Origin of the sequence: Micromonospora echinofusca (assembly GCF_900091445.1) — a bacterium.
GTDB lineage: Bacteria > Actinomycetota > Actinomycetes > Mycobacteriales > Micromonosporaceae > Micromonospora > Micromonospora echinofusca.
This window is the reverse complement of record NZ_LT607733.1, coordinates 1522189-1544491: the sequence shown is the minus strand read 5'-3', so window position 1 is coordinate 1544491 and position 22303 is coordinate 1522189. Positions and strand designations below refer to the sequence as shown.

Below are 22303 nucleotides of genomic sequence, written 5' to 3'. Positions count from 1 at the left end.
CCAGTGCAGATTGATCACACCTTCCAGAGTCTGGGACGTGTAGTCTCGCGCGGTGGATTTTCTGCGCCAGGACCTGTTCGGCCGGTTGGAGCGTTTCTACGATGCGGTGCCCCGGGACGGAGCCCGCGCGGAGGAGCACGGCGGCCTCGTCCTGTTCGTCCGGGAAGGCCCCGGCTGGCCGTTCTACGCCCGGCCCCGGCTCGACGCCGGCGCGGCGCCGTCGCTGGCGGACGTCGCTGCCGTACGCGAGCGGCAGCGCGAGCTGGGCCTGCCCGAGGCCCTCGAGTGGGTGCACGAGACCACCCCGGACCTGCTGGCCGTGGCCCGCTCGGCGGGGCTGGCGGTGCTTCAGGCGCCGCTGATGGTGCTCGACCCGGCCGCCCTGCCCGACCCGGGCACCCTCACGGACGTACCGCTGCGGGTGCTCGACGCGGCGGCGCCCGACTTCGCGACGGACGTCGCGGCGCGGCGGGCGGTCGCCGACGTCGGGTTCTCCGCGCCCGGCACCGGACCCGGCGAGGCCGGCCCCGCCCAGCGGGACGCCGCGATGGCCGAGTTGGACGAGGCGGCGCTCGACGAGGAGCGCACCCGCGCCGCCGACGGCCGGCGGCTGTCCGTGCTGGCGGAGACGCCGACCGAGGGCGCGCTGGCCAGCGGGATAGCGATGCGGGTCGGCGACGTCGCCGAGATCGCCGGGGTGGCCACCCTGCCGTCCGCCCGCCGGCGTGGCCTGGGTGCGGCGGTCACCGCCACGCTGGCCCGCGAGCTGTTGGCCGCCGGCACCGGCCTGGTCTTCCTCTCGGCCGGCAGCGAGGACATCGCGCGCGTCTACCTGCGGGTCGGCTTCCGCCGCATCGGCACCGCCTGCATAGCCGAGCCCGCCCCGGTAACCCCCTGACGACGGCGGTGGTGTCCGCACGCTCCGATACCACACAGGCATTTTCATGCCTCTGAGGTATCAGCGTCGCGGCGGCGGTTGTTCATCGGCTAGCTGACTGACCGTCACCTTGCGGCTGCGGGCCACGCGAGCCGTAGGCGCGGGGGTCGGGTGAGTCAGGTTGGGGGGCGCCATTGGGCGGCCGTGGTGGCCGCCGTGGAGAGCAGGCGGGGACTCAGGGCACCCAGGGCGGCGTCGCGGGCGCGCAGCGCCAGCGGGCCCCGGGCCTTGAGCACCGCTGACATCCGGCGCGTCTGGCGGACCACCGTGGCCGCGCGGGGCCGACGTGCCCGGTCGTACGCGACCACCGCGTCGGGCAGCCGGGACTCGCGCAGCAGCGAGGCGAGGGTGGCCGCGTCCTCGAAGGCGAGGCAGGCGCCCTGGCCGAGGTGCGGGGGCATGGCGTGCGCGGCGTCGCCGAGCAGCACCACCCCGCCCGGGCCGACCGGGAAGCCGTACGACCTGGGCAGTGGCCGCAGCTCGCGGATCTCGTGCTGCACCAGATCCGTCGGGTCGGTGGCGTCGAGCAGGTCGGCGATCGGCGCGGGCCAGCCCGCGTACCAGCGGCGCAGCAGGGCGAGCTGGGTCTCCGGCGGCTCCGGGCGGGGCGCGCCGACGGCGGTGGCCACCCAGTAGATGCCACCCCGGCTGGAGGCGCCGGAGGAGCCGCGCTCGCCGAGGGAGGCGGACACGAACCGGTAGCCGGCACCGAGCACCTCGCCGCCGACGGGTCGGTCGGCGGGCAGCTTCGGGGCCCGGTACCAGGGGATCACCGCCCGCCAGGCGGCACAGCCCGAGCTGACCACGCCGGACTCCGGGGCGAGTTGCCGGCGGAGTTCGCTGTCGGTGCCGTCGGCGGCGACGACCAGGTCGGCCTCGATGGTGTGCCGGCCGTCGCCGACCGAGGGCCGCTCCCCGGACACGGCGCGGACCGTCCGCACGGTCACCCCGGTACGCAGCTCGACCTCGTCGCCCAGACCGGCGATCAGCGCGTCGTGCAGGTCCTCCCGGTGCACCACCACCGGCATCCGGTCGGCCGGGGTGGGGCGGGGCTGCACCAGCCAGTGCCCGTCCGGGCGGCGCACGCCGCCGTCGGCGAGCGGCGTGGCGATCGCCTCCAGGCCGGCGCCGAGGCCCAGGGCGCGCAGCGCGCGTACGCCATTGGGCCAGAGCGCCACGGCGGTCGGCTCGGGGCGGACGCGGTCGGCCCGCTCCAGGAGGGTGACCCGCCAGCCGGAGCGGGCCAGCGCGCCGGCGACCGCGAGGCCGCCGATCCCGGCGCCGACCACGACCGCGCTACGCATGGGTGCTCCTTCTCAGCTGTCGCGCTCGGCGGGCCGGGTGCCCGTGGCCCCTGCCCGGTCCTGCGCGGTCTGCCCGTCGGCGTCCGGCCCGTCGGCGTCCGGCCCGTCCGGCGCGGCGCCGTCAGCGGCGGAGCCGGCGGTGGCGGCCGTCGTGCCGTCCGGTCCGGGCGAGGTCTCCCCGGCCGGCTCCTCGCCGGTCTCCCGCCAGTGCCGGTACTGCTCCTCGCTCACCACGCGGTAGCCCTCGGGGGCGGCCGGCTGCGCGCCAGCCTCCCGCGCGGACAGGTCGACCTGCGAGACGTCGGAGTCGGCGACCGGCTCGGGCGCCGGGGCGGCGCCGACCGGGATCAGGTACTCCCGGGGGCCGCGCACCCGCACGAAGTAGACCAGGGCGCCGAGGAAGACCAGGCCGGCGGTCCAGACGTTGAGGCGTACGCCGAGGATGGTGTTCGCCTCGTCGGTGCGCATCAGCTCGATCCAGAACCGCCCGGCCGTGTAGCCCATCACGTAGAGGGCGAACGCCCGCCCCCGGCCGAGGCGCAGCTTGCGGTCGAGCACGAGCACCAGCGCGGCCACGCCCAGGTTCCACAGCAGCTCGTAGGCGAACGTCGGGTGGTAGAGGCCCGGTTCGAGGATCGGCTCACCGGCGTCGTCGCGCAGCGCGTGACCCGGATTGTCCGGGTCCATCCGGTGGATCTCCAGCCCCCAGGGCAGGCTGGTCCGACCGCCGTAGAGCTCGTTGTTGAACCAGTTGCCGAGCCGGCCGATCGCCTGCGCGAGCGGCAGGCCGGGGGCCAGTGCGTCGGCGACCACCGCGAACGGGATGCCGAGCTGCCGGGCCGCGAGCCACGCGCCGACGGCGCCGCCGGCCACCGCACCCCAGATGCCGAGACCGCCCTCCCAGATGGCGAACGCCTTCATCGGGTCGCCGCCGGTGCCGAAGTACTTCTCCGGCGAGGTGATCACGTGGTAGATGCGGGCGCCGATGATGCCGGCCGGCACCGCCCAGACCGCGATGTCGAGAACGGCGCCGGGGGCGACGCCGCGCTGGCGCAACCGCCGCTCGGTGACCCAGCAGGCCACCACGATGCCGAGAATGATGCACAGTGCGTACGCCCGGATCGGCACCGGTCCGAGCTGCCAGACGGCGGTGCTGGGGCTGGGTAGGGCCGCCTGGGGAGCGAGCGAGGCGTAGGTCACGGGTGCACACGCTACCGCCGTGGGCCCCTCCGGTGGCACCCCGGTCCACCGTTCGCCGCTCGCGGCGGCCGACCGGTCAGCGGGTCGGGTTGCGTACGCCCTCGGCGAGTTCCGCGCTCAGCGCGCGCAGGGCAGCCAGCCCGGACGCCTCGTCCGGCGCGTCGAGCAGGCAGCGGATCAGGGCGCTGCCGACGATGACGCCGTCGGCGTACCCGGCGACGGTGCCGGCCTGCGCGCCCGTGCCGACGCCCAGCCCGACGCCGACCGGCAGATCGGTGACCTCCCGTACCCGGGACACCAGGACGGGCGCCGCGTCGGAGGTCTGCGCGCGGGCGCCGGTGACTCCCATGATCGCGGTGGCGTAGACGAAGCCCCGGCAGTGCTCGACGGTCATCGCCAGCCGCGCGTCGGTCGAGGACGGCGACACCAGGAAGGTGCGGTCCAGCCCGTGCGCGTCGGAGGCGGCGAGCCACTCGCCGGCCTCCTCCGGGATCAGGTCCGGGGTGACCAGGCCGGTGCCACCGGCCGAGGCGAGGTCCCGGGCGAAGGCGTCGACGCCGTAGCGCTCCACCGGGTTCCAGTAGGTCATGGTGACCACGGGCGCCCCCGTGGCCGCGACCGCCTCGATGACGCGCAGCGTGTCGCGGGTGCGTACGCCGCCGGCGAGGGCGATGTCGCTGGCCCTCTGGATCACCGGACCGTCCATCACGGGATCGGAGTACGGGATCTCCACCTCGATCACGTCGACGCCGGCGGAGACCATGGCGGTCATCGCGGCGATGCTGCCCTCGACGGTCGGGAACCCGGCCGGCATGCAGCCGACCAGCACGGCCCGCCCGTCGGCGCGGGCCTTGTCGAAGGCCACCCCGATCCGGCTCACGTTCTCACTGCTCCTTGTCGAGGATGCCGAAGTAGTCACCGGCGGTGTGCACGTCCTTGTCGCCCCGGCCGGAGAGGTTGACGACGATCGTCGGCTCCCGGCCCAGCTCCGCGGCGAGCCTCGGGGCGATCTGGAGGGTGCCGGCGAGCGCGTGCGCGCTCTCGATCGCCGGGATGATGCCCTCGGTGCGGCAGAGCAGCTCGAACGCGGCCATCGCCTCGTCGTCGGTGACCGGCAGGTACGTCGCGCGCCCACTGTCGTGCAGCCAGGCGTGCTCGGGCCCGACGCCCGGGTAGTCCAGCCCGGCGGAGATCGAGTGCGACTCGCAGGTCTGCCCGTCGTCGTCCTGGAGCACGTACGTCCGGGTGCCGTGCAGCACCCCGGCGGAGCCGCCGGTGATGCTGGCCGCGTGCCGGCCGGTCTCCACCCCGTCGCCGCCGGCCTCGAAGCCGTAGAGCCGCACGTCGGGGTCGCCGACGAAGGCGTGGAAGATGCCCAACGCGTTGGAGCCGCCGCCGACGCAGGCGGTCACCGCGTCGGGCAGCGCGCCGGTCAGGTCGAGGCACTGCTGGCGCGCCTCGTCGCCGATGCCCCGGACGAAGTCGCGCACCAGCGCCGGGAAGGGGTGCGGCCCGGCGGCCGTGCCGATCAGGTAGTGGGTCTCGTCGACGTTGGCGACCCAGTCGCGCATCGCCTCGTTCATCGCGTCCTTGAGGGTGCGCGAGCCGTTCGTGACGGGGACGACGGTGGCGCCGAGCATCCGCATCCGGGCCACGTTGAGCGCCTGCCGCTCGGTGTCGACCTCGCCCATGTAGACCACGCACTCGAGGTCGAACAGCGCGGCGGCGGTGGCGGTGGCGACGCCGTGCTGGCCGGCGCCGGTCTCCGCGATCACCCGACGCTTGCCCATCCGCCTGGTCAGCAGCGCCTGGCCGAGCACGTTGCGGACCTTGTGCGCCCCGGTGTGGTTGAGGTCCTCCCGCTTGAGCAGCACCCGCGCGCCCACCTTGGCGGAGAACCGCTCGGCCGCGTAGAGCAGCGACGGGGTGCCGGCGTAGTCGCGCAGCAGGGCGGCGAACTCGGCCCGGAACGACTCGTCGGCCATCGCGGCGCGGTGCGCGGCGTCCAGCTCGTCGAGCGCCGCGACCAGCGCCTCCGGCACGAACCGGCCGCCGAAGCGGCCGAAGTGGCCCGCCGCGTCGGGGAACGGACCGGTCTCCGCGGCCAGGGCGTCGGCGCTCATCGGAATCCTCTCGGTGGACGAGCCGGTGCGCCTCAGCGCACCGGGCGGGGCGTGGCCGGGTGGTTACCGGCGTTGACCAGCTCGGCCACCGCCTCGCGGGGGCTCTTCTGGGTGACCAGCCCCTCGCCGACCAAGACCGCGTCGGCGCCCGCCGAGGCGTACCGGATGAGGTCGTGCGGGCCGCGCACCCCCGACTCGGCGATCTTGACGACGCTGCTGGGCAGGCCGGGCGCGATCCGCTCGAACACCGAGCGGTCGACCTCAAGGGTACGCAGGTTGCGGGCGTTGACCCCGATCACCTGGGCACCGGCCTCCAGGGCGCGGTCGGCCTCCTCCTCGTCGTGGACCTCGACCAGGGCGGTCATGCCCAGCGACTCGATGCGCTCCAGCAGCCCGACGAGCGCGTTCTGCTCCAGGGCGGCGACGATCAGCAGCACCAGGTCGGCGCCGTGCGCGCGGGCCTCGTGCACCTGGTAGCTGGAGACCACGAAGTCCTTGCGCAGCACCGGGATGCTGACGGCGGCGCGGACGGCGGCGAGGTCGTCGAGCGAGCCGCCGAACCAGCGGCCCTCGGTGAGCACGCTGATCGCCCGCGCGCCACCGGCGGCGTAGTCACCGGCCAGGTCGGCCGGGTCGGCGATCTCGGCCAGCCGCCCCTTGGACGGCGACGAGCGCTTCACCTCGGCGATCACCGCGACGCCCGGCTTACGCAGGGCCGCGTACGCGTCCAGCGGCGGCGGCGCGGCGGCGGCCAGTTCGCGGATCCGCTCCAGCGGAATCTGCTCCTGGCGCCGGGCGACGTCCTCACGTACGCCGGCCAGGATCTCGTCGAGCACGCCTACGGACGCCGCCGGACCGGCCTCGTCCCCCTCCGCGTGCGCATGCTCAGCAGTCACCAACGGACTCCCCTCTCCGGGTGTCATGGGCCGATGCTAGGGGGCGCCACCTGGCGACGGGCGCCGGGGGTATGGCGTGCCTCACGAGGTGGGCTCGGGCATAATGGCCGACCTCCGGTGAACGGAATGTCACGCTGGGCGATCACGCCCATCGACGAACGCCACGCGAACACCACGCCTCCGCCCTCCCGGTCATCGACGTGATCCTATCCGCTGACGCGACCGGCCGCCCGGTTCGACCGCCGCCGCCGGTGCGCTTCACCGCCACCGCCGCGCCGTCCGCCAGCCCCACGGCCGCGTGTTGCCCCGGTCGCCGCCGGTGCCGGGCGCGCGTGTGACCTACCTCAAGGCCGAACGGCCCTTTCCCAGGTCACGGCCCCGGAAGCAAAGTTGACGTGTCGGTCACCACGGCGAAACGTGAACCAGCCAGCATCGTCCTCGGGCAGACTCGATGACGCGTCTGCCCCTCCGTCACCAACGATCTCTGCGGGGTGATCATGAACACTGTCGAGCCGCACCAGCCCATCGGACTGACGACCGTCTCGCGTACCGTCGCGTCGCTCGCCGTCGGTGTCGTCCACACGCTGGAGCGCGCCGTGGTGGGCGAGGCACGGATGCGCACCGCGCGGGGCAACGCCTGGGAGGCGGTCTGCGCCGACCGGGCCCGGGCGGAGCAGCGGGCCGAGCTGGACCGCCTGGTGGCGGAGCTGGCGGCGGCCCGGGCCGCCGCCCGCGAGCGCCAGCCGGTCAGCTGACCGTCGGGTCCTCTCCCCGGTCCATCGCGTCCCACGCCTCGGTGGTGCGCCGGCCGGTGACCCGGCCGCCGTCGCCCCGGGCCACCGGGGCGGCGTCGCCCGCCGGCCGCCGCTCGTAGCGGGCACCCATCGCCGGCCACCGGCGGCCCCGTAGCGCCGTCAGCAGCCCGCCCGCCGTGGCGAGCACTCCGCCGAGCAGGCAGAGCGCCGGCCAGTGCCGGGCGACCTCGCCGTCGAACGCCGCGACCAGCCCGTAACCGCCGCCGGCCGCCATGGCCACGCCGAGCCCGCACAGCAGCCCGCCCAGCAGCCGCCGCGCCCGGCCCCGGGTGGCGAGCACGGCGCCGCCACCGGCCAGCCCGACCAGCGCCAGCGCCGGCAGCCAGGGCAGCAGACCCGCGCCCGTGCGGGCGTCGCGTACCGGCGGCAGCGGGGTGGGCCGGGCGGTCAGCTCGACCGCCCAGGTGCGGGTCGACGCCCACAGCGCCAGGCCCGCGCCGGCCACGCAGAGCAGCACGGCGTACGTCAGCTCGCGCCGGCCCGGGTCGGACCGGCCCGCCGGAGTCGTCGCCGGCTCCCGGCCCTGCGGCTCGGCGGCCGTCACCGGGCGGGCCGGAGGGTCTCGGCGGCGGCGATGGCGGCGAGCACGGCGGCGGCCTTGCTGCGGGTCTCCTGGTCCTCGGCGGCCGGATCGGAGTCGGCGACCACCCCCGCCCCGGCCTGCACGTACGCCCTGCCGTCGCGCATCAGCGCGGTGCGGATCGCGATCGCCATGTCCAGGTCGCCCCCGAAGCCGAAGTAGCCCACGGTGCCGCCGTAGAGGCCCCGCCGGACCGGCTCCAGCTCCTCGATGATCTCCATGGCCCGCACCTTAGGCGCGCCGGAGAGGGTGCCGGCCGGGAAGGTCGCGGCGAGCGCGTCGAAGGCCGTACGGTCCTCGCGCAGCGTGCCGACCACGGTCGAGACGATGTGCATGACGTGGCTGTAGCGCTCGATGGTGGCGAACTCCGGCACCTCGACGGTGCCCGGGCGGCAGACCCGGCCCAGGTCGTTACGGCCCAGGTCGACCAGCATCACGTGCTCGGCGCGCTCCTTGGGGTCGGCGAGCAGCTCCGCGGCGAGGCGGGCGTCGGCCTCGGGGGTGCCGCCGCGCGGCCGGGTGCCGGCGATCGGGTGCAGCAGCGCCCGCCGCCGCCCCTCGGCGTCGCTGGTCACCTTCAGGTGCGCCTCCGGGGAGGATCCGACGATGTCGAAGCCGTCGAAGCGCAGCAGGTACATGTACGGGCTGGGGTTCGTCGTGCGCAGCACGCGGTAGACGTCCAGCGGGTCGGCGTGGGTGTCCCGCTCGAACCGCTGGGCCAGCACGATCTGGAAGCACTCGCCGGCCCGGATCGCCTCCTTCGCCGCCTCGACGGCCTTCGGGTAGCCGCCCTCGGGCGTACGGCTGCGCACCTCGCCCGCCGGGGGCCGCTCGACGGTCGAGACCATCGGCGGGATCGGCCGGGACAGAGCGGTGGTCATCGCGTCGAGCCGCCCGACCGCGTGGTGGTACGCCGCCGCGACCTCCGCGTCGGAGTCCGGCTCGTCCAGCGGCGGCAGGATCGCGTTGGCGACGAGGATCGCCGAGCCGTCGTAGTGGTCCAGCACCACCAGGTCGGCGGCGAGCATCATGCCCAGCTCGGGCACGCCCAGGTCGTCCTCGGTCAGCTCGGGCAGCCGCTCGAAGCGCCGGATCAGCTCGTAGCCCAGGTAGCCGACCATGCCCCCGGTCAGCGGCGGCATGCCACTGGCCGCGTCCCACGCCGGGCCGGCGAGCGCCTCGACGGTCTCGCGCAGCACCCGGACCGGGTCACCGGAGGTCGGCAGGCCGGCCGGGGGCCGCCCCGTCCACACCGCGGCCCCGTCGCGCTCGGTCAGCGTGGCACTGCTGCGTACGCCGATGAACGAGTAGCGCGACCAGGCCAGGCCGGCCGAGCCGACGCCCTGCTCGGCGGACTCCAGCAGGAACGTGCCGGGGCCGCCGGCCAGCTTGCGGTAGACGCCGACGGGGGTCTCCGCGTCGGCGAGCAGCCGGCGGGTGACCGGGACCACCCGCCAGCGGGCGGCCAGCTCGGTGAAGGTGGCCAGGTCCGGGCTGACCGCGCCGTCGGTGCGGGACCCGCCGGGCGTCGCGCGCGACGCGCTCACCGGGCCCCCGCCCCCTCGCCGCCGACGGGCAGCTCGGTGAAGAAGCAGGTGCGGTGCCCCGTGTGGCAGGCCGCGCCGACCTGGTCGACGTCGACGAGCAGCGCGTCGCCGTCGCAGTCCAGCGCCACCGCCCGGACGTACTGGTGGTGCCCGGAGGTGGCGCCCTTGACCCAGTACTCGCGGCGGCTGCGCGACCAGTAGGTGGCCCGGCCGGTGGTCAGGGTGCGGTGCAGCGCCTCGTCGTCCATCCAGGCGACCATCAGCACCTCGCCGGAGTCGTGCTGGCGGACCACGGCGGCCACCAGGCCGTCGGGGGTGCGGCGCAGCCGGGCGGCGATGGCCGGGTCGAGCCGGGAGGAGCGGGCGGTGCCGTCGGCCGCGGGCTCCTGCGGACTGGGGTGGGCGCCGGTCACGGGCGCGTCAGGTACGGGCACAGTGACCAATTGTCCCGCACGCGGCGCGGGCACGGGCGACGGCTCCCGCCGGGGTCGCGGGGGCAGGTGGGCGGGCCGGGTCAGTTGGTCGACGTAGCGGTCCAGCCGGCCGTCGGTCAGGGCGGCGGCGAGGTCCGCCCCGGCCACCCGCGCGACCTCGGCGGCGTACGGGCGGATCAGCGGCAGCACGCCGGCGACCAGGCGGGCCGCGGCGGCGCAGAGCTGACCGACGGAGCCGGGCCGCAGGCCGAGGCAGAGCAGCAGGTCATCGCGGTAGTTCGGGGGCGCCACCGGCAGGTCGAGGGCGGCGGCGAAGGCACCCCGGCGGGACGCCACCCGGACCGTGGGGTTGGCCAGCCGCAGCACGGACGGGCAGAGCCGGGCGAGGTCGGCGGCGGCCAGCCGGACACCGAGGTGGTCGTCGGCGTCCCGCGCGCCGGCCACCTTACCGAGCGTCGCGATCAGCTCCTCCAGCTGCGGCTCGCCGGCGGGCTGGCACAGCACGGGCAGGTCGATCCGGGGCCGCCAGTGCGGATCCGCCCACAGCAGCCGGGCCGGCGCCGCCACCGGCAGCCCGAACGCCCAGTCGGCGGGCTCGCCGAGGCGGGCCAGCCAGGAACGCACGTCGCGGGCGGCCACCGAGACGTGGGTCAGCCGGCCCCCGTGCTCGGCCAGGAAGGCCTGGCGGGCGGCGTACGGGGCGCCGGCGAGCAGCACGTCGACGTCGACGTCGCTGTGCGCGGTGGCGGCCCGCCGGGCATGGCTGCCGCGCAGCATGATGCCGACCACGGGTTGCTCGGCACCGGCCCGCAGCCGGGCCGCCCATTCGCCGAGGAACCTCTCGTCCGGTGACGCAGCGTGACCCACGGCGCCATCGTGCCGTACGTCCGATCAGGGCGCAATGCCCGCTGCCGCGCCGGATGCCCGTTGCCGGACCCGCTGTCCGGTCCGAAGGCTAATGCCCGACCAACCGCATCGCCGCCCCGGGGTACGCGCTTCGGCGATCGCGCCGGGGCGGTGCAGCGTGCGCGCCGACCCGGCTCGCCGCCGACGCCGGCGCTGACCTGCCGTTCGAGCGCCCGGAAGTCGACCGTTGCGCTCCGGCGGACATCCCCACTAGCGTGAGTTCAACGGATGATGAGTTTCCCCGGAGGCGCCGGTGGACGAGGCGATCGCCGTTCGCGACCTGGTCGTCGAGCGGGGCGGGCGGCGGGTGCTGCACGGTGTCAGCGCGTCCGTGCCGCGCGGTGTGGTCACCGGGCTGCTCGGCCCGAGCGGCAGCGGCAAGACCACGCTGCTGCGGGCGGTGGTCGGCGTGCAGGTGGTCGGCGCCGGCTCGGTGACCGTGCTGGGGCGCCCCGCCGGGTCGCCGGAGCTGCGCCACCGCGTCGGCTACCTCACCCAGGCGCCCAGCGTCTACGCCGACCTGACGGTGCGGGAGAACGCGCGCTACTTCGCCGCCCTGCACGGCCGGGGGCGGGCCGAGGCCGACCGGGCGGTCGCCGAGGTCGGGCTCGGGTCGGCCGCCGGCCAACTGGTCGGCACCCTCTCCGGCGGGCAGCGCAGCCGGGCGTCGCTGGCCTGCGCCCTGGTCGGGGAACCGGAACTGCTCGTCCTCGACGAACCCACCGTCGGTCAGGACCCGGTGCTGCGGGCCGACCTGTGGGCCCGGTTCCACGCCATGGCCGCCGCCGGCACCACCCTGCTGGTCTCCAGCCACGTCATGGACGAGGCGGCCCGCTGCGACCGGCTGCTGCTGATCCGCGAGGGGCGGCTGATCGCCGACGACACCCCCGACGCGGTCCGCGCCGCGGCCGGCACCGACGACCTGGACGAGGCGTTCCTGCGGTTGATCAGGGCGGGCGCCGCCGGACGGGAGGCGTCGTGAACCCCCGGATCCTGGCCGCCACCACCGGCCGCATCCTGCGCCAGCTGCGGCACGACCGGCGCACCGTGGCGCTGCTGCTGGTGGTCCCGTCGGCGCTGCTCGCCCTGGTCCACTCCATGTACGTCGACCAGCCGTCGACGTTCGACCGGGTCGCCCTGGTGATGCTCGGCTTCTTCCCCTTCGTGGTCATGTTCCTGGTGACCAGCATCGCGATGCTGCGCGAGCGCACCACGGGCACCCTCGAACGGCTGCTCACCACCCCGCTGGGCAAGCTCGACCTGCTCTTCGGCTACGGCATCGCGTTCGGGCTGGCCGCGGTGCTCCAGGCGGCAGTCGCGACCGTGGTGGCGTACGGGGTCTTCGGGCTGGACACCGCCGGCAACAGCGGGCTGGTGGTCCTGGTCGCCGCGCTGAACGCCGTGCTCGCCGTCGCGCTCGGGCTATTCTGCAGCGCCTTCGCCCGCACCGAGTTCCAGGCCGTGCAGTTCATGCCGGTCGTGGTCGTGCCCCAACTGCTGCTCTGCGGGCTCTTCGTGCCCCGGGGCGAGATGGCGGGCTGGTTGCAGGCGGTCAGCGACGCGCTGCCCCTGTCGTACGCCGTCGAGGCGCTCCAGGAGGTCGGCGCCCACGCCGAGCCGACCGGCACGATGTGGCGGGACGTGGCGGTGGTCGCCGGCGCGGCGGCGCTGGCGCTGGTGCTCGCCGCGGCCACCCTCCGGCGACGCAGCGGCTGAGCGAAGGGCGACGATGGCGCGGCGGACCGGACGACGACCCGGCAACCCGGACACCCGGCAGGCCATCCTCGACGCGGCCCGCGCCGCCTTCGCCGAGCGGGGCTTCGACGCGGCCTCGATCCGGGCCGTCGCCGCCGCCGCAGAGGTGGACCCGGCGCTGGTGCACCACTACTTCGGCAGCAAGGACCAGCTCTTCCTGGCCGCGATGCACGCGCCGGTCGACCCGGCCGAGCTGCTGCCGAGGGTGCTCGCGGGCGACCGCGTGGGGCTCGGGGAGCGGCTGGTGCGCACCTTCCTCGGCGTCTGGGACTCCCCGGCCGGCACCGCCGGCGTGGCCCTGCTGCGCTCGGCGGTGAGCAACGAGTGGACCGCCCGGCTGCTGCGGGAGTTCCTGGTCACCCAGGTGCTGCGCAGGGTCCTCGACCAGCTCGACGTCGACCCGGCCGAGCTGCCGCTGCGCGGCTCGCTGGTGGCCAGCCAGCTGATCGGGCTGGCCATGATGCGGCACGTGGTCCGGCTGGAACCGGTCGCCTCGGCCGCCCCGGAGACGCTCGTCGCGGCGGTCGGCCCCACCGTGCAGCGCTACCTGACGGGCGACCTCGCCGAGGTCTTCGCCGGCTGACCGGACGGCCGGGGCGGCGGCACCCGGTCAGGCGTGGTCGGCGTGCCGGGGCGATGAGGCGTGGCGGCCGACCAGCGGGTGCAGGAGCCGGGTCAACTCCGCCTGGCACTGCAACGGGCGCGGGAACGCCAGCCGGACGCGCCGCCGGGCGCCGGGTCGGCCGTGGGTGACCAGCAGGCCGTACCGGTCGATGCGCACCACCCGGGGCGCGGCGTCGCCGGCGTCGTCGGCGAGGCCGAGCTGACGGCACAGGTAGCCGGCCACCTCGGTGCCGTGGTGGTCGGCGAGGTCGGTCAGGAGTTCGGCCTCGACCGCGTGCAGCGGGTCGGCCTCCGCCTCGGCGTACGCCTCGGGGTCGATGCGGCGGACGGTGTCGCCGCGTTCCCAGCGGGCCTCGACCACCTCGAAGCGGTGCAGCCGGAACCGGGTGCCGACGTCGAGCAGGTCACCGGTCGGCTCCACGGCCGCGAAGTCCAGCGCGGCGCGGCGCTCCTCGTCCCCGTCCAGTCGGGCCGCCCAGCCGGAGACCCAGGCCCGGCCGAGGCTCGGCGCGCCGGCCGCGGGCGGCAGGTCCAGCACGTCCAGCACGAGCGCGACCTCGGAGTCGCCGCCGGCGGGACGCAGCGCGGCGGCGAGGTCGCTGACCACCGGCACCAGCAGCAGCACCCGGCCGTCCGGGTCGGTCACGTGCCGGACCTGGTGCGGGCCGGGCCGGTGCGCGACGTGGGCGATGCCGGGCAGCCGGCCGGCGACGAGGGTGCGGACGATCTCCGCCGGGCTGGGCCGCATGGACGACTCCTTCGTAGGTTAGCCTTACCTAACTCGGAGACTAGAGCACCGGATCGGAGACGTCCAGCGTGACCCAACCCAGGCCCAAGGCCCGCCTCTCCCGCGCCCTCGGCATCCCGCTGACCCGCAAGTGCGTGCGGTACGTCGAGCGACGCCCCTACCCGCCGGGAGTGCACGGCCGGCAACGCCGCAAGACCTCGGACTACCAGGTGCGGCTGCTGGAGAAGCAGCGCCTGCGCCACCAGTACAACGTCAGCGAGACCCAGCTGCGGCACGTCTTCGAGGAGGCCGCCCGGGGCGCGGGCAAGACCGGCGACGGCCTGGTGGCGCTCCTGGAGCGGCGGCTCGACGCGGTGGTGCACCGGGCCGGCCTGGCCCGCAGCATCTACCAGGCCCGGCAACTGGTCGCCCACGGCCACTTCACCGTCGACGGGCGCAAGGTCGACCGGCCGTCGTACCGGCTGCGGCCCGGACAGGTGGTGGCCGTCCGCGAACGCAGCCGCGCCGCCCTGCCGGTCCAGCTCGCCGCCACGGGCGCCAACGCCACCGAGGGGCCCGGCCAGCCGTACCTGTCGGTGGAGCTGGCCGAGCTGCGCACCACGTTGCTGCGCGAGCCCGCCCGGCACGAGGTGCCGGTGATCTGCGACGAGCAGCTCGTCGTGCAGTTCTACTCCCGCTGACCACCGCGCGGCCCGGCGCACCGCCGGGCCGCGCGCCGCCGGCGCGACGGGTCGGCTCAGCGGGTCTGTTCCAGCCAGGAGGCGTAGAGCAGGCCGTAGACCGACTCCGGGTCGCGGACCAGCTCGTCGTGCGGCCCGCGCTGGACGATCCGGCCCCGGTCCACCACGATCACCTCGTCTGCGGCCTGCGCCGTGGAGAGCCGGTGTGCGATCGCGAGGGTGGTACGGCCCCGGGTCACCGCGTCCAGGGTGCGTTGCAGCCGCACCTCCGTGGCCGGGTCGACCGCGCTGGTCGCCTCGTCCAGCACCAGCAGGTCCGGGTCGGCCACGTACGCGCGGGCCAACGCGACCAGCTGCCGCTCCCCCACGCTCAGCGCCTCGCCGCGCTCCCCCACCGGGGTGTGCAGGCCCGACGGAAGCCCGTCCAGCCAGTCGGCCAGCCCCAGCTCGGTGAAGGCCGCCGCGAGCTGCTCGTCGGTCAGCTCCGGGCGGGCGAAGCGGACGTTCTCCGCCACCGTGGCGTCGAAGAGGAAACCGTCCTGAGGCACCATCACCACCCGCGACCGCAGCGAGGCGAACCGGACCCGCTCCAGCGGCACGCCCGAGAGCAGCACCTGGCCGGCGGTCGGGTCCATCAGGCGGGTCAGCAGCTTGGCGAAGGTGGTCTTGCCGCTGCCCGTCTCCCCCACCACCGCCACCCGGCTCTTCGCCGGAATCTCCAGGCTCACGTCGTGCAGCACGGGCGGACCGCCGGGGTACGCGAAGCGCACCCCCGCGAAGCGGATGTCCAGCGGACCGGCCGGCAGGTCCCGCCCCTGCTCGCCCGGGTCGGCCACGTCGGGCTCGACGTCCAGCACGTCCAGCACCCGACGCCAGCCCGCGATGGCATTCTGCGCCTCGTTGAGGACCTCGGTGGCGATCTGCACCGGCTGGATGAAGAGCGTGACCAGGAAGAGGAAGGCGGTCACCTCGCCGATGCTCAGGGTGCGGTCGGCGCCGAGGGTCACCCCCAGCACCACCACGCCGGCCAGCGCCAGCCCGGCGGCCAGCTCACCGACCGAGCTGCCCATGATGCTGATCCTGATCGCCTTCTGCTGGGCCCGGCGCTGGCCGTCGATCGCCTCGTCCAGCCGGCGGGCCGTCCGCCCGGCGATCCCGTAGGCCCGGATCACCGGCGCGCCGACCACGCTCTCCCCGATCGCGCCGAGCAGCGCCCCCGTACGCTGCCGGACCACCCCGTACGCCCCCGCGAGGCGGCGCTGGAGCAGCCGGATCAGGAACACGGCGGGCAGGAAGGCGGCGAAGACCACCAGGGTCAACTGCCAGGAGTACGCGAACATGACCAGCGTGGTGACCGCCAACTGGCCGAGGTTGATCACCAGGATCACGCCGCCCCACTGGAGGAACTGGGTGATCTGGTCGACGTCGCTGGTCACCCGGGAGACCAGCGAACCGCGCCGCTCCGACTGCTGGTGCAGCATGGACAGGTCGTGCACGTGCCGGAACGCCCGGATCCGCACGTTGGCCAGCGCGGTCTCGCTGACCGTGAAGAGCCGGCGCATCATCAGGTACCCGCAGATCGTGGTCACCACCAGCACCGCGGCGGTCGCGGCGACCACCGTCCAGACGACGCCCAGGTCCAGGCCGCCGACGAGGCCGTTGTCGATGCCCTGCTGGACCGCCACCGGCACGGCCGCCCGGCCGACCATGTAGACCAGGGCCAGGCCGAGCGTGCCGGCCAGGCCGACCCGCAGCTCCGGGGAGAGAGCCAGGCCACGACGCAGCGTCTGCCAGGTCGTCTCGGGGTTCTCGGGCGGCTCGTCGGTCGCGGGCTTCCGCGCCGTTCCCGCGGTAGTGGCAACACTCACCGGGCTGGCCTTTCGTTCGCGACTGCGGGGCTCCGCTCCGCTGCACTCCTCGCACTCACCGGGCTGGCCTTTCGTTCGCGACTGCGGGGCTCCGCTCCGCTGCACTCCTCGCACTCACCGGTCCACCTCGATTTCCAGGCCCGACGTCAGCGGGGCGACCTCGTCGTACGTCTCGTCCTTGGTGTGGTCGACCTCGGCCTGCTCGTAGGCGGTGACCAGGTCGACGTAGCCCGGCACCGTGGCCAGCAGCTCGGCGTGCGGGCCCCGGGCCACCACCCGGCCCTGCTCCAGGTAGACCACCTCGTCGGCCAGCGCGATGGTGGCCCGCCGGTAGGCGACCACCAGGATCGACGCGGCCGGCGCCCCGGCCTCGCCCGCCGACGAGCGCAGCCCGGCCAGGATGGCCGCCTCCACCCGGGGATCGACCGCACTGGTCGCGTCGTCGAGCACCAGCAGGCGCGGCCGGCCGGCGAGCGCGCGGGCCAGGGTGAGCCGCTGCCGCTGACCGCCGGAGAGCGAGGTGCCCCGCTCGCCGACCATCGTGTCGAGCCCCTCGGGCAGGGCCGCGACGAAACCGTCCGCCTCGGCCAGCCGCAGCGCGGCCCAGACGTCGTCGTCGCCGATGCCCGGCCGGTCCAGGGTGACGTTGGCCCGCACCGTGTCGTCGAAGACGAACGGCACCTGGGCCACCAGCGCGGCCGTGCCCGTCAGCGAGGCGGCGGTGAGCCGGCGGACGTCGACCCCGTCCAGGCACACCGTGCCGGCCAGGGGGTCGACCAGCCGTACGGCCAGCGCGGCGATCGTCGACTTGCCCGAGCCGGTCGGCCCGACCAGGGCGACGATCTTCCCGGCCGGCACGGTGAAGGAGACCTCGCCCAACACCTCCGTGCCGGGCAGGTGCGCCTCGGCCGGTTCGTAGCCGAAGCGCACGCCGGAGAACGCGAGGCTGGCCGGGCGGGGCTCGGACACGTCGAGCGTGGTGTCGCCGTACGGCATCTCGCCGGTGGCGTCGAGCACCCGGCTGACCCGGTCCCAGCCGGCGACGCTGCGCGGCAGCTCGGCCAGCACCCAGCCGATGGCCCGGACGGGGAACGCCAGCACCGTGAAGAGGAAGGCGACGCTGATCAGCTCGGCGACGCTGATCTCGCCCTGCCGCAGCCGGATCGCGCCGACCACCAGCACGGCGAGGGTGCCGAGGCTGGGCAGGGTCTCCAGCAGCGGGTCGAAGACGCCGCGCAGCCGCCCGACCGCCACCAGCGAGTCGCGCAGCTCGCCCGCGCGGGCGGCGAACCGGTCGGTCTCCTGCGCCTCCCGGCCCATCGTCTTGACGACCAGGGCGCCGTCGAAGCTCTCGTGCGCGATGCCGCTGACCTCGGCGCGCAGCCGCTGGGCCCGGGCCTGGCGGGGCGCCATCCGCCGGGAGTAGGCGACGTTGAGCGCGAAGAGCGCCGGGAAGACCGCGAGACCGACAAGCGCCAACGCCCAGTCGGTGACGAAGAGCGACGCCACCGCGCCGACCAGCATCACCAGGGTGCCGACCGCGAACGGCAGTGGAGCGATCGGGTACCAGGCGGCCTCGACGTCGGAGTTGGCGTTGGACAGCAACGTGCCGGTGGCGTTGCGGTGGTGCCAGGCCAGCGGCAGCTCCAGGTAGCGGCGGGTCACCCGGCGCCGGTAGGCGGCCTGGAGACGGTACTGCATGTAGCCCGCGCCGAGCCGGCGACCGAAGATGCCGGCCACCCGCAGCACGCTGATGCCGAACAGCGCGACGGCGGCCAGGGCGAGCCCCCCGACCCCGACCGCGCCGCGCTCGATCGCGGGCACCACCACGTCGCCGACCACGGCACCCACCACGAAGGCGCTGGCCACCGTCATGGCACCGAAGAGGACGCTGCCGCTCACCGCGACCGCGAAGATGCGGGGCTCCTCCCGGATCGCCCGCCCCAGGACGACCAGGCCCCGAACCAGCACGTCCCGACTTGTCCTGCTCGCCACACTCTCCCCCGCCGTAAGCCGCAATTATCTTCCTCATCCTTACCGGTCGGAGCCAGCTCCGCCGCCCCGGTCCGCTATGTCCGCCGTCACGGCGGCCCGCGGCCCACTCGGCGCGCCGATCGGGTCGTACGCGCCTACGATCGGGCCATGCCGCGGTACGCCCGATCGGAGCGCGAGGCGCTCGCCGACCTGATGCAGACGCTGGGACCGGAGGCGCCGACGGTCAACGAGGGGTGGGACATCCGCGACCTCGCCGCCCACCTGGTGCTCCGGGAACGCCGGCCCGACGCCGCCGGCGGGATCCTGCTCCCGCCGCTACGCGGCTACGCCGAGCGGGTGCGCCTGCGCGTCGCCGCGCGCCCCTGGCCGCGGCTGCTCGACGAGGTGCGCCGCCCGCCGCTGTGGAGCCCGGTGAGCAACCCGGTCACCGACGAGCTGGCCAACACGCTGGAGTTCTTCATCCACCACGAGGACGTCCGCCGCGCCCGTCCGGGCTGGCTGCCGCGCGACCTGTCGGCGGGGCTGGACGCGGCGCTCTGGAAGCGGTGTGCCGGGTTGGCCCGGCTGGCGCTGCGCCGGTTCCCGGCCGACGTCTTCATCCAGGCCCCCGGCTACGGCGAACTCTCCGTCGGCCGGGGCGGCGAACCCGTGCGGGTGGTGGGGGCGCCGGGCGAGCTGGCCCTGTTCCTCAGCGGCCGGCAGCGGGTGTCCCGGGTGCAGATCGACGGGCCCGCGACGCTGTCCGAGCGGCTCCGGGACGCCAGCCTGGGCATGTGACCGACTGCGCGCAAACGGTCACGGAGCAGGCCGCGGGGCCGGACGCCCCAACGATAACGGCCGATCCCTGTTCCCGTACGCTGTGCCGCACCGTCCCGTCCGGGAACGGCGCGACAGGGGGCACCATGCGGACCTTTGCGGTCTCGGCGCTACGGGAACCCCCCTTTCCCGAGCGCCAGCACGACGCCACCGAGCGGGTGGCACGGGAGAGCACCGAGTGGGCGCTCGACCATGGGCTGATCGGTGACGGACACCGGCTGCACCGACTGCGCCGGGCCGACGCCGCCGGGCTGGCCGGGCGGGCCTGCCCCGAGAGCCCGGTCGACGGGCTGCGGTTGCTCACCGACCTGATCTCCTGGCTGTTCGTCATGGACGACGCCTGCGACGAGGACGGCCTCGGCGACTCCCCCACCCGGCTGGCGCCGACCGTCGCCGCCCTGCTGGACGTGCTCGACGGGCAGGGGAGCCCGACCGACGGGCCGGCCACCGTGGCCGGGCCGCTCGGCGAGGCGCTGGCCGACCTGTGCCGGCGGGCCCACGCGGCTGGCGGGCCCGCGGCGCTGCTGCGCTTCGTCGGGGACGTGCGGGAGTACCTGCTGGCGCTGCTCTGGGAGGCCGCGAACCGGGAGCACGGGCGCGTGCCGGGGCTGGCCGAGTACGCCCAGATGCGCCGGCACACCGGCGCGGTCCACCCCAGCTTCACCCTCACCGAACTGGCCGGCGGCACCCTGCCGGGCGCGGCCCACCGCACCGAGCCGTCGCTGGTCGCCCTCGACCTGCTCGCCGCCGACCTGGTCTGCTGGTGCAACGACGTCTTCTCGTACCGCAAGGAGCACCTCACCCAGCCCGACGTGCACAACCTGGTCGCGGTGATCGCCGCGGGGCGGGCGGACGGCGACGAGTCGGCGGCCCTGCGGGCGGCGGCCGACCGGTTCAACGGGGCCCTCTCGGCGTACCTGGCGGCCGAGACGGCGCTGCTCGCCACCGGCGACGCCGGCCTGCGGTCCGCCCTGACGGCCCGGCGCAACTGGATCCGCGCCACCTACGACTGGTCGCTGCGGGCGGCCCGGTACGCCTGAGCCGGGTGTCCATCCTCCGAGACGTGGCCCAGCCGTGATCGACAGGGCTAGCCGATGTCCGGGCGCAGGCAATACCCTTCGGTAACGAACGCCGACGTGACCGTGGTCACGTCTCCACCCCCGAAGGCGGCTACAGCGATGGCTCTCGATGTACCGTACCGTTCCATCCCCGACATGTTCCTCAAGCGCGTGGCGGCGTCCCCCGACCGCGACGCCTTCGCCCACCCGGCCCCCGACGACTCCGGGCCGGTCTGGCTGAACTGGGAGCAGATGGCCCGTCGCGCCAAGGCGGTCGCCGCCGGGCTGCACGGCCTCGGTGTCGGCCTGGAGAATCCGGTCGCGATCCTGGCGAACACCCGGCTCGACTGGGTGATCGCCGACCTCGGCATCATGTGCGCCGGCGGCGCGACCACCACCGTCTACCCGACCACGGAGCCCGACGACGCGACCTACATCATCGCCGACTCCGGCTCCCGCGTGCTGTTCGCCGAGAACCCGGCCCAGGCCGCCAAGATCGCCGGTGCGGACCTGCCGGCGCTGACCCACGTCGTGCTCTTCGACGGCGCCGCCGACCCGGCCGCCGCCGTCCCCCAGCTCACCCTCGCCGAGTTGGAGGAGCAGGGCGCCCGCGCGCTGGCTGCCGAGCCCGACCTGATCGACACGCTGGTCGCCCAGATCGGCCCCGACCACCTGGCCACCCTGATCTACACCTCCGGCACCACCGGGCGCCCGAAGGGCGTCGAGCTGCTGCACGGCGGCTGGTGCTGGGAGGGCGTGGCACAGGCCGAGCTGGGGCTGCTGCGCGAGAACGACCTGCAATATCTCTGGCTGCCGCTGTCGCACTCGTTCGGCAAGACCCTGCTCTGCGGGGCGATCCACGTGGGCCTGCCGACGTACGTCGACGGTCGGGTGGACAAGCTGGTCGACCTGCTCTCGGTGATCCGGCCGACGCTGATGTGCGGCGCGCCCCGGGTGTTCGAGAAGGTCTACAACAAGGCGGTGACCACCGCGCAGGCCGGCGGCGGCGCGAAGGCGAAGATCTTCGCCTGGGGCGTACGGGTCGGCAAGGAGAAGGTCGCCCTGGAGCAGGCCGGCAGGCCCGTCCCGACGGGGCTGAAGCTGAAGTACACGGTGGCCGAGAAGCTGGTGTTCAGCAAGCTCCAGGCCCGCCTCGGCGGTCGGATCCGGGTGCTCGTCTCCGGCGCCGCCCCGCTCAGCCCGGAGATCGCCACCTTCTTCGCCGCGGCGAACCTGCCGATCTCCGAGGGCTACGGCCTTACCGAGACCAGCGCCGGCAACTTCGTCAACCCGCCGGACGGGCTGCGCATCGGCACCGTCGGCAAGGCGATGGGCGACCTGGAGTGCCGCATCGACACCGACGGCGAGATCCTGGTGCGTGGCCGGCCGGTGATGCGCGGCTACCACAACCTGCCCGAGGAGACCGCCGCCGCGTTCACCGAGGACGGCTTCTTCCGCACCGGCGACATCGGCACCCTGGACGCCGACGGCTACCTCAAGATCACCGACCGGAAGAAGGACCTGGTCAAGACCTCGGGCGGCAAGTACATCGCGCCCTCGCACATCGAGGGGATGTTCAAGGCCACCTGCCCGTACACCTCCCAGGCGGTCGTGATCGGCCAGGCCCGCAACTACTGCACGATGCTGGTCACGCTGGACCCGGACGCGATCAAGGGCTGGGCCGCCGGCACCCCGCTGGAGGGCCGCGACTACGCCGAGATCGTCGCCTCGCCGGAGGCGAAGGCCATGGTCGAGGGGTACGTGGCCGAGCTCAACGCCAAGCTCAACCGCTGGGAGACGATCAAGAAGGTCGCCATCCTGCCGCGCGACCTGACCATCGAGGACGGCGAGATCACCCCGTCGCTCAAGATCAAGCGTCGCGGCGTGGAGAGCAACTTCGCCGGCGAGATCGAGAAGTTGTACGCGGGCACGCTGGCCGAGCTCTGAGCACGCGACGCCGGTGACCCCGCGCTGCGGCGTGGGGTCACCGGCGTCGGGCAGGGCTGGGTGCGGGGCG

Annotated in this window: 20 protein-coding genes and 1 pseudogene; 9 read left to right on the top strand and 12 right to left on the bottom strand. The window is 74.9% G+C overall.

The features are described 5' to 3' along the window. The first annotated feature begins 52 nt into the window (after positions 1-52). Positions 53-898: a GNAT family N-acetyltransferase gene (locus GA0070610_RS07135; protein ID WP_088999284.1), complete on the top strand. Its 846-nt coding sequence runs from the start codon at positions 53-55 to the stop codon at positions 896-898. A gap of 155 nt (positions 899-1053) precedes the next feature. Here GA0070610_RS07135 and GA0070610_RS07130 read toward each other — a convergent pair whose 3' ends face one another. From GA0070610_RS07130 to trpC, 5 genes are all read right to left on the bottom strand, one after another. Then, complete coding sequence (locus tag GA0070610_RS07130) at positions 1054-2241, bottom strand: FAD-dependent oxidoreductase (RefSeq protein ID WP_088999283.1); 1188 nt, start codon at positions 2239-2241, stop codon at positions 1054-1056. Positions 2242-2253: 12 nt separating this feature from the next. Then, complete coding sequence (gene lgt / locus GA0070610_RS07125; RefSeq protein ID WP_172896434.1) at positions 2254-3441, bottom strand: prolipoprotein diacylglyceryl transferase; 1188 nt, start codon at positions 3439-3441, stop codon at positions 2254-2256. A 76-nt stretch (positions 3442-3517) separates the two neighbouring features. Continuing rightward, the gene (gene trpA / locus GA0070610_RS07120) at positions 3518-4321 is read right to left on the bottom strand and encodes a tryptophan synthase subunit alpha (RefSeq protein ID WP_088999281.1); all 804 of its coding nucleotides are present in this window, start codon (positions 4319-4321) and stop codon (positions 3518-3520) included. A 4-nt stretch (positions 4322-4325) separates the two neighbouring features. After that, the gene (gene trpB, locus GA0070610_RS07115; RefSeq protein WP_088999280.1) at positions 4326-5564 is read right to left on the bottom strand and encodes a tryptophan synthase subunit beta; all 1239 of its coding nucleotides are present in this window, start codon (positions 5562-5564) and stop codon (positions 4326-4328) included. Between the two features lie 32 nt (positions 5565-5596). After that, positions 5597-6400 carry an indole-3-glycerol phosphate synthase TrpC gene (gene trpC / locus GA0070610_RS07110; protein ID WP_172896652.1) on the bottom strand — a complete coding sequence of 268 codons (804 nt, stop codon included), beginning with the start codon at positions 6398-6400 and terminating at the stop codon, positions 5597-5599. Positions 6401-6957: 557 nt separating this feature from the next. Between trpC and GA0070610_RS07105 the strand changes: the two genes are divergently transcribed. After that, on the top strand, positions 6958-7215 hold the full coding sequence (locus GA0070610_RS07105; protein WP_089003336.1) for a hypothetical protein: 258 nt from the start codon (positions 6958-6960) through the stop codon (positions 7213-7215). Here GA0070610_RS07105 and GA0070610_RS07100 read toward each other — a convergent pair. The 4 genes and pseudogenes from GA0070610_RS07100 to GA0070610_RS31325 all read right to left on the bottom strand — a co-directional run. Continuing rightward, positions 7208-7744 carry a Trp biosynthesis-associated membrane protein gene (locus GA0070610_RS07100; protein WP_231926167.1) on the bottom strand — a complete coding sequence of 179 codons (537 nt, stop codon included), beginning with the start codon at positions 7742-7744 and terminating at the stop codon, positions 7208-7210. The genes GA0070610_RS07105 and GA0070610_RS07100 overlap by 8 nt on opposite strands. Before the next feature lie 71 nt (positions 7745-7815). Beyond that, on the bottom strand, positions 7816-9402 hold the full coding sequence (locus tag GA0070610_RS07095; RefSeq protein WP_088999277.1) for an anthranilate synthase component I: 1587 nt from the start codon (positions 9400-9402) through the stop codon (positions 7816-7818). Further along, on the bottom strand, positions 9399-9836 hold the full coding sequence (hisI, locus tag GA0070610_RS31330; RefSeq protein WP_089003335.1) for a phosphoribosyl-AMP cyclohydrolase: 438 nt from the start codon (positions 9834-9836) through the stop codon (positions 9399-9401). Before hisI ends, GA0070610_RS07095 begins: the two co-directional genes overlap by 4 nt. A gap of 180 nt (positions 9837-10016) precedes the next feature. After that, positions 10017-10613: pseudogene (locus GA0070610_RS31325) on the bottom strand (phosphoribosyl-AMP cyclohydrolase); the annotation flags it as partial. A 382-nt stretch (positions 10614-10995) separates the two neighbouring features. On the opposite strand from GA0070610_RS31325, the gene GA0070610_RS07085 reads away from it, so the two are divergent. From GA0070610_RS07085 to GA0070610_RS07075, 3 genes are read left to right on the top strand one after another with little or no spacing between them, the layout of a single operon-like run. Next, the gene (locus tag GA0070610_RS07085) at positions 10996-11724 is read left to right on the top strand and encodes an ABC transporter ATP-binding protein (RefSeq protein ID WP_088999276.1); all 729 of its coding nucleotides are present in this window, start codon (positions 10996-10998) and stop codon (positions 11722-11724) included. After that, on the top strand, positions 11721-12458 hold the full coding sequence (locus tag GA0070610_RS07080) for an ABC transporter permease (protein ID WP_088999275.1): 738 nt from the start codon (positions 11721-11723) through the stop codon (positions 12456-12458). Before GA0070610_RS07085 ends, GA0070610_RS07080 begins: the two co-directional genes overlap by 4 nt. A gap of 13 nt (positions 12459-12471) precedes the next feature. Then, positions 12472-13080, top strand: coding sequence for a TetR/AcrR family transcriptional regulator (locus GA0070610_RS07075; RefSeq protein ID WP_088999274.1), 609 nt, complete (start codon positions 12472-12474; stop codon positions 13078-13080). A gap of 27 nt (positions 13081-13107) precedes the next feature. On the opposite strand, the gene GA0070610_RS07070 is transcribed toward GA0070610_RS07075, so the two are convergent. Continuing rightward, positions 13108-13869, bottom strand: a complete 762-nt coding sequence (locus tag GA0070610_RS07070; RefSeq protein ID WP_088999273.1) for a DUF2470 domain-containing protein — start codon at positions 13867-13869, stop codon at positions 13108-13110. A gap of 68 nt (positions 13870-13937) precedes the next feature. Between GA0070610_RS07070 and rpsD the strand changes: the two genes are divergently transcribed. Next, positions 13938-14549 (top strand): 30S ribosomal protein S4, encoded by a 612-nt coding sequence (gene rpsD, locus GA0070610_RS07065; protein WP_088999272.1) that lies wholly within the window; start codon positions 13938-13940, stop codon positions 14547-14549. Between the two features lie 56 nt (positions 14550-14605). Here the strand turns inward: rpsD and GA0070610_RS07060 are convergent, their stop codons facing one another. Beyond that, complete coding sequence (locus tag GA0070610_RS07060; protein WP_089003334.1) at positions 14606-16333, bottom strand: ABC transporter ATP-binding protein; 1728 nt, start codon at positions 16331-16333, stop codon at positions 14606-14608. Between the two features lie 198 nt (positions 16334-16531). After that, the gene (locus GA0070610_RS07055) at positions 16532-18412 is read right to left on the bottom strand and encodes an ABC transporter ATP-binding protein (protein WP_088999271.1); all 1881 of its coding nucleotides are present in this window, start codon (positions 18410-18412) and stop codon (positions 16532-16534) included. A 147-nt stretch (positions 18413-18559) separates the two neighbouring features. Between GA0070610_RS07055 and GA0070610_RS07050 the strand changes: the two genes are divergently transcribed. From GA0070610_RS07050 to GA0070610_RS07040, 3 genes are all read left to right on the top strand, one after another. Next, positions 18560-19189, top strand: a complete 630-nt coding sequence (locus GA0070610_RS07050; RefSeq protein WP_088999270.1) for a TIGR03085 family metal-binding protein — start codon at positions 18560-18562, stop codon at positions 19187-19189. A gap of 125 nt (positions 19190-19314) precedes the next feature. Then, positions 19315-20268 carry a terpene synthase family protein gene (locus GA0070610_RS07045; protein WP_088999269.1) on the top strand — a complete coding sequence of 318 codons (954 nt, stop codon included), beginning with the start codon at positions 19315-19317 and terminating at the stop codon, positions 20266-20268. 138 nt (positions 20269-20406) lie between these two features. Continuing rightward, positions 20407-22233: an AMP-dependent synthetase/ligase gene (locus GA0070610_RS07040; RefSeq protein ID WP_088999268.1), complete on the top strand. Its 1827-nt coding sequence runs from the start codon at positions 20407-20409 to the stop codon at positions 22231-22233. Positions 22234-22303: the final 70 nt, after the last annotated feature.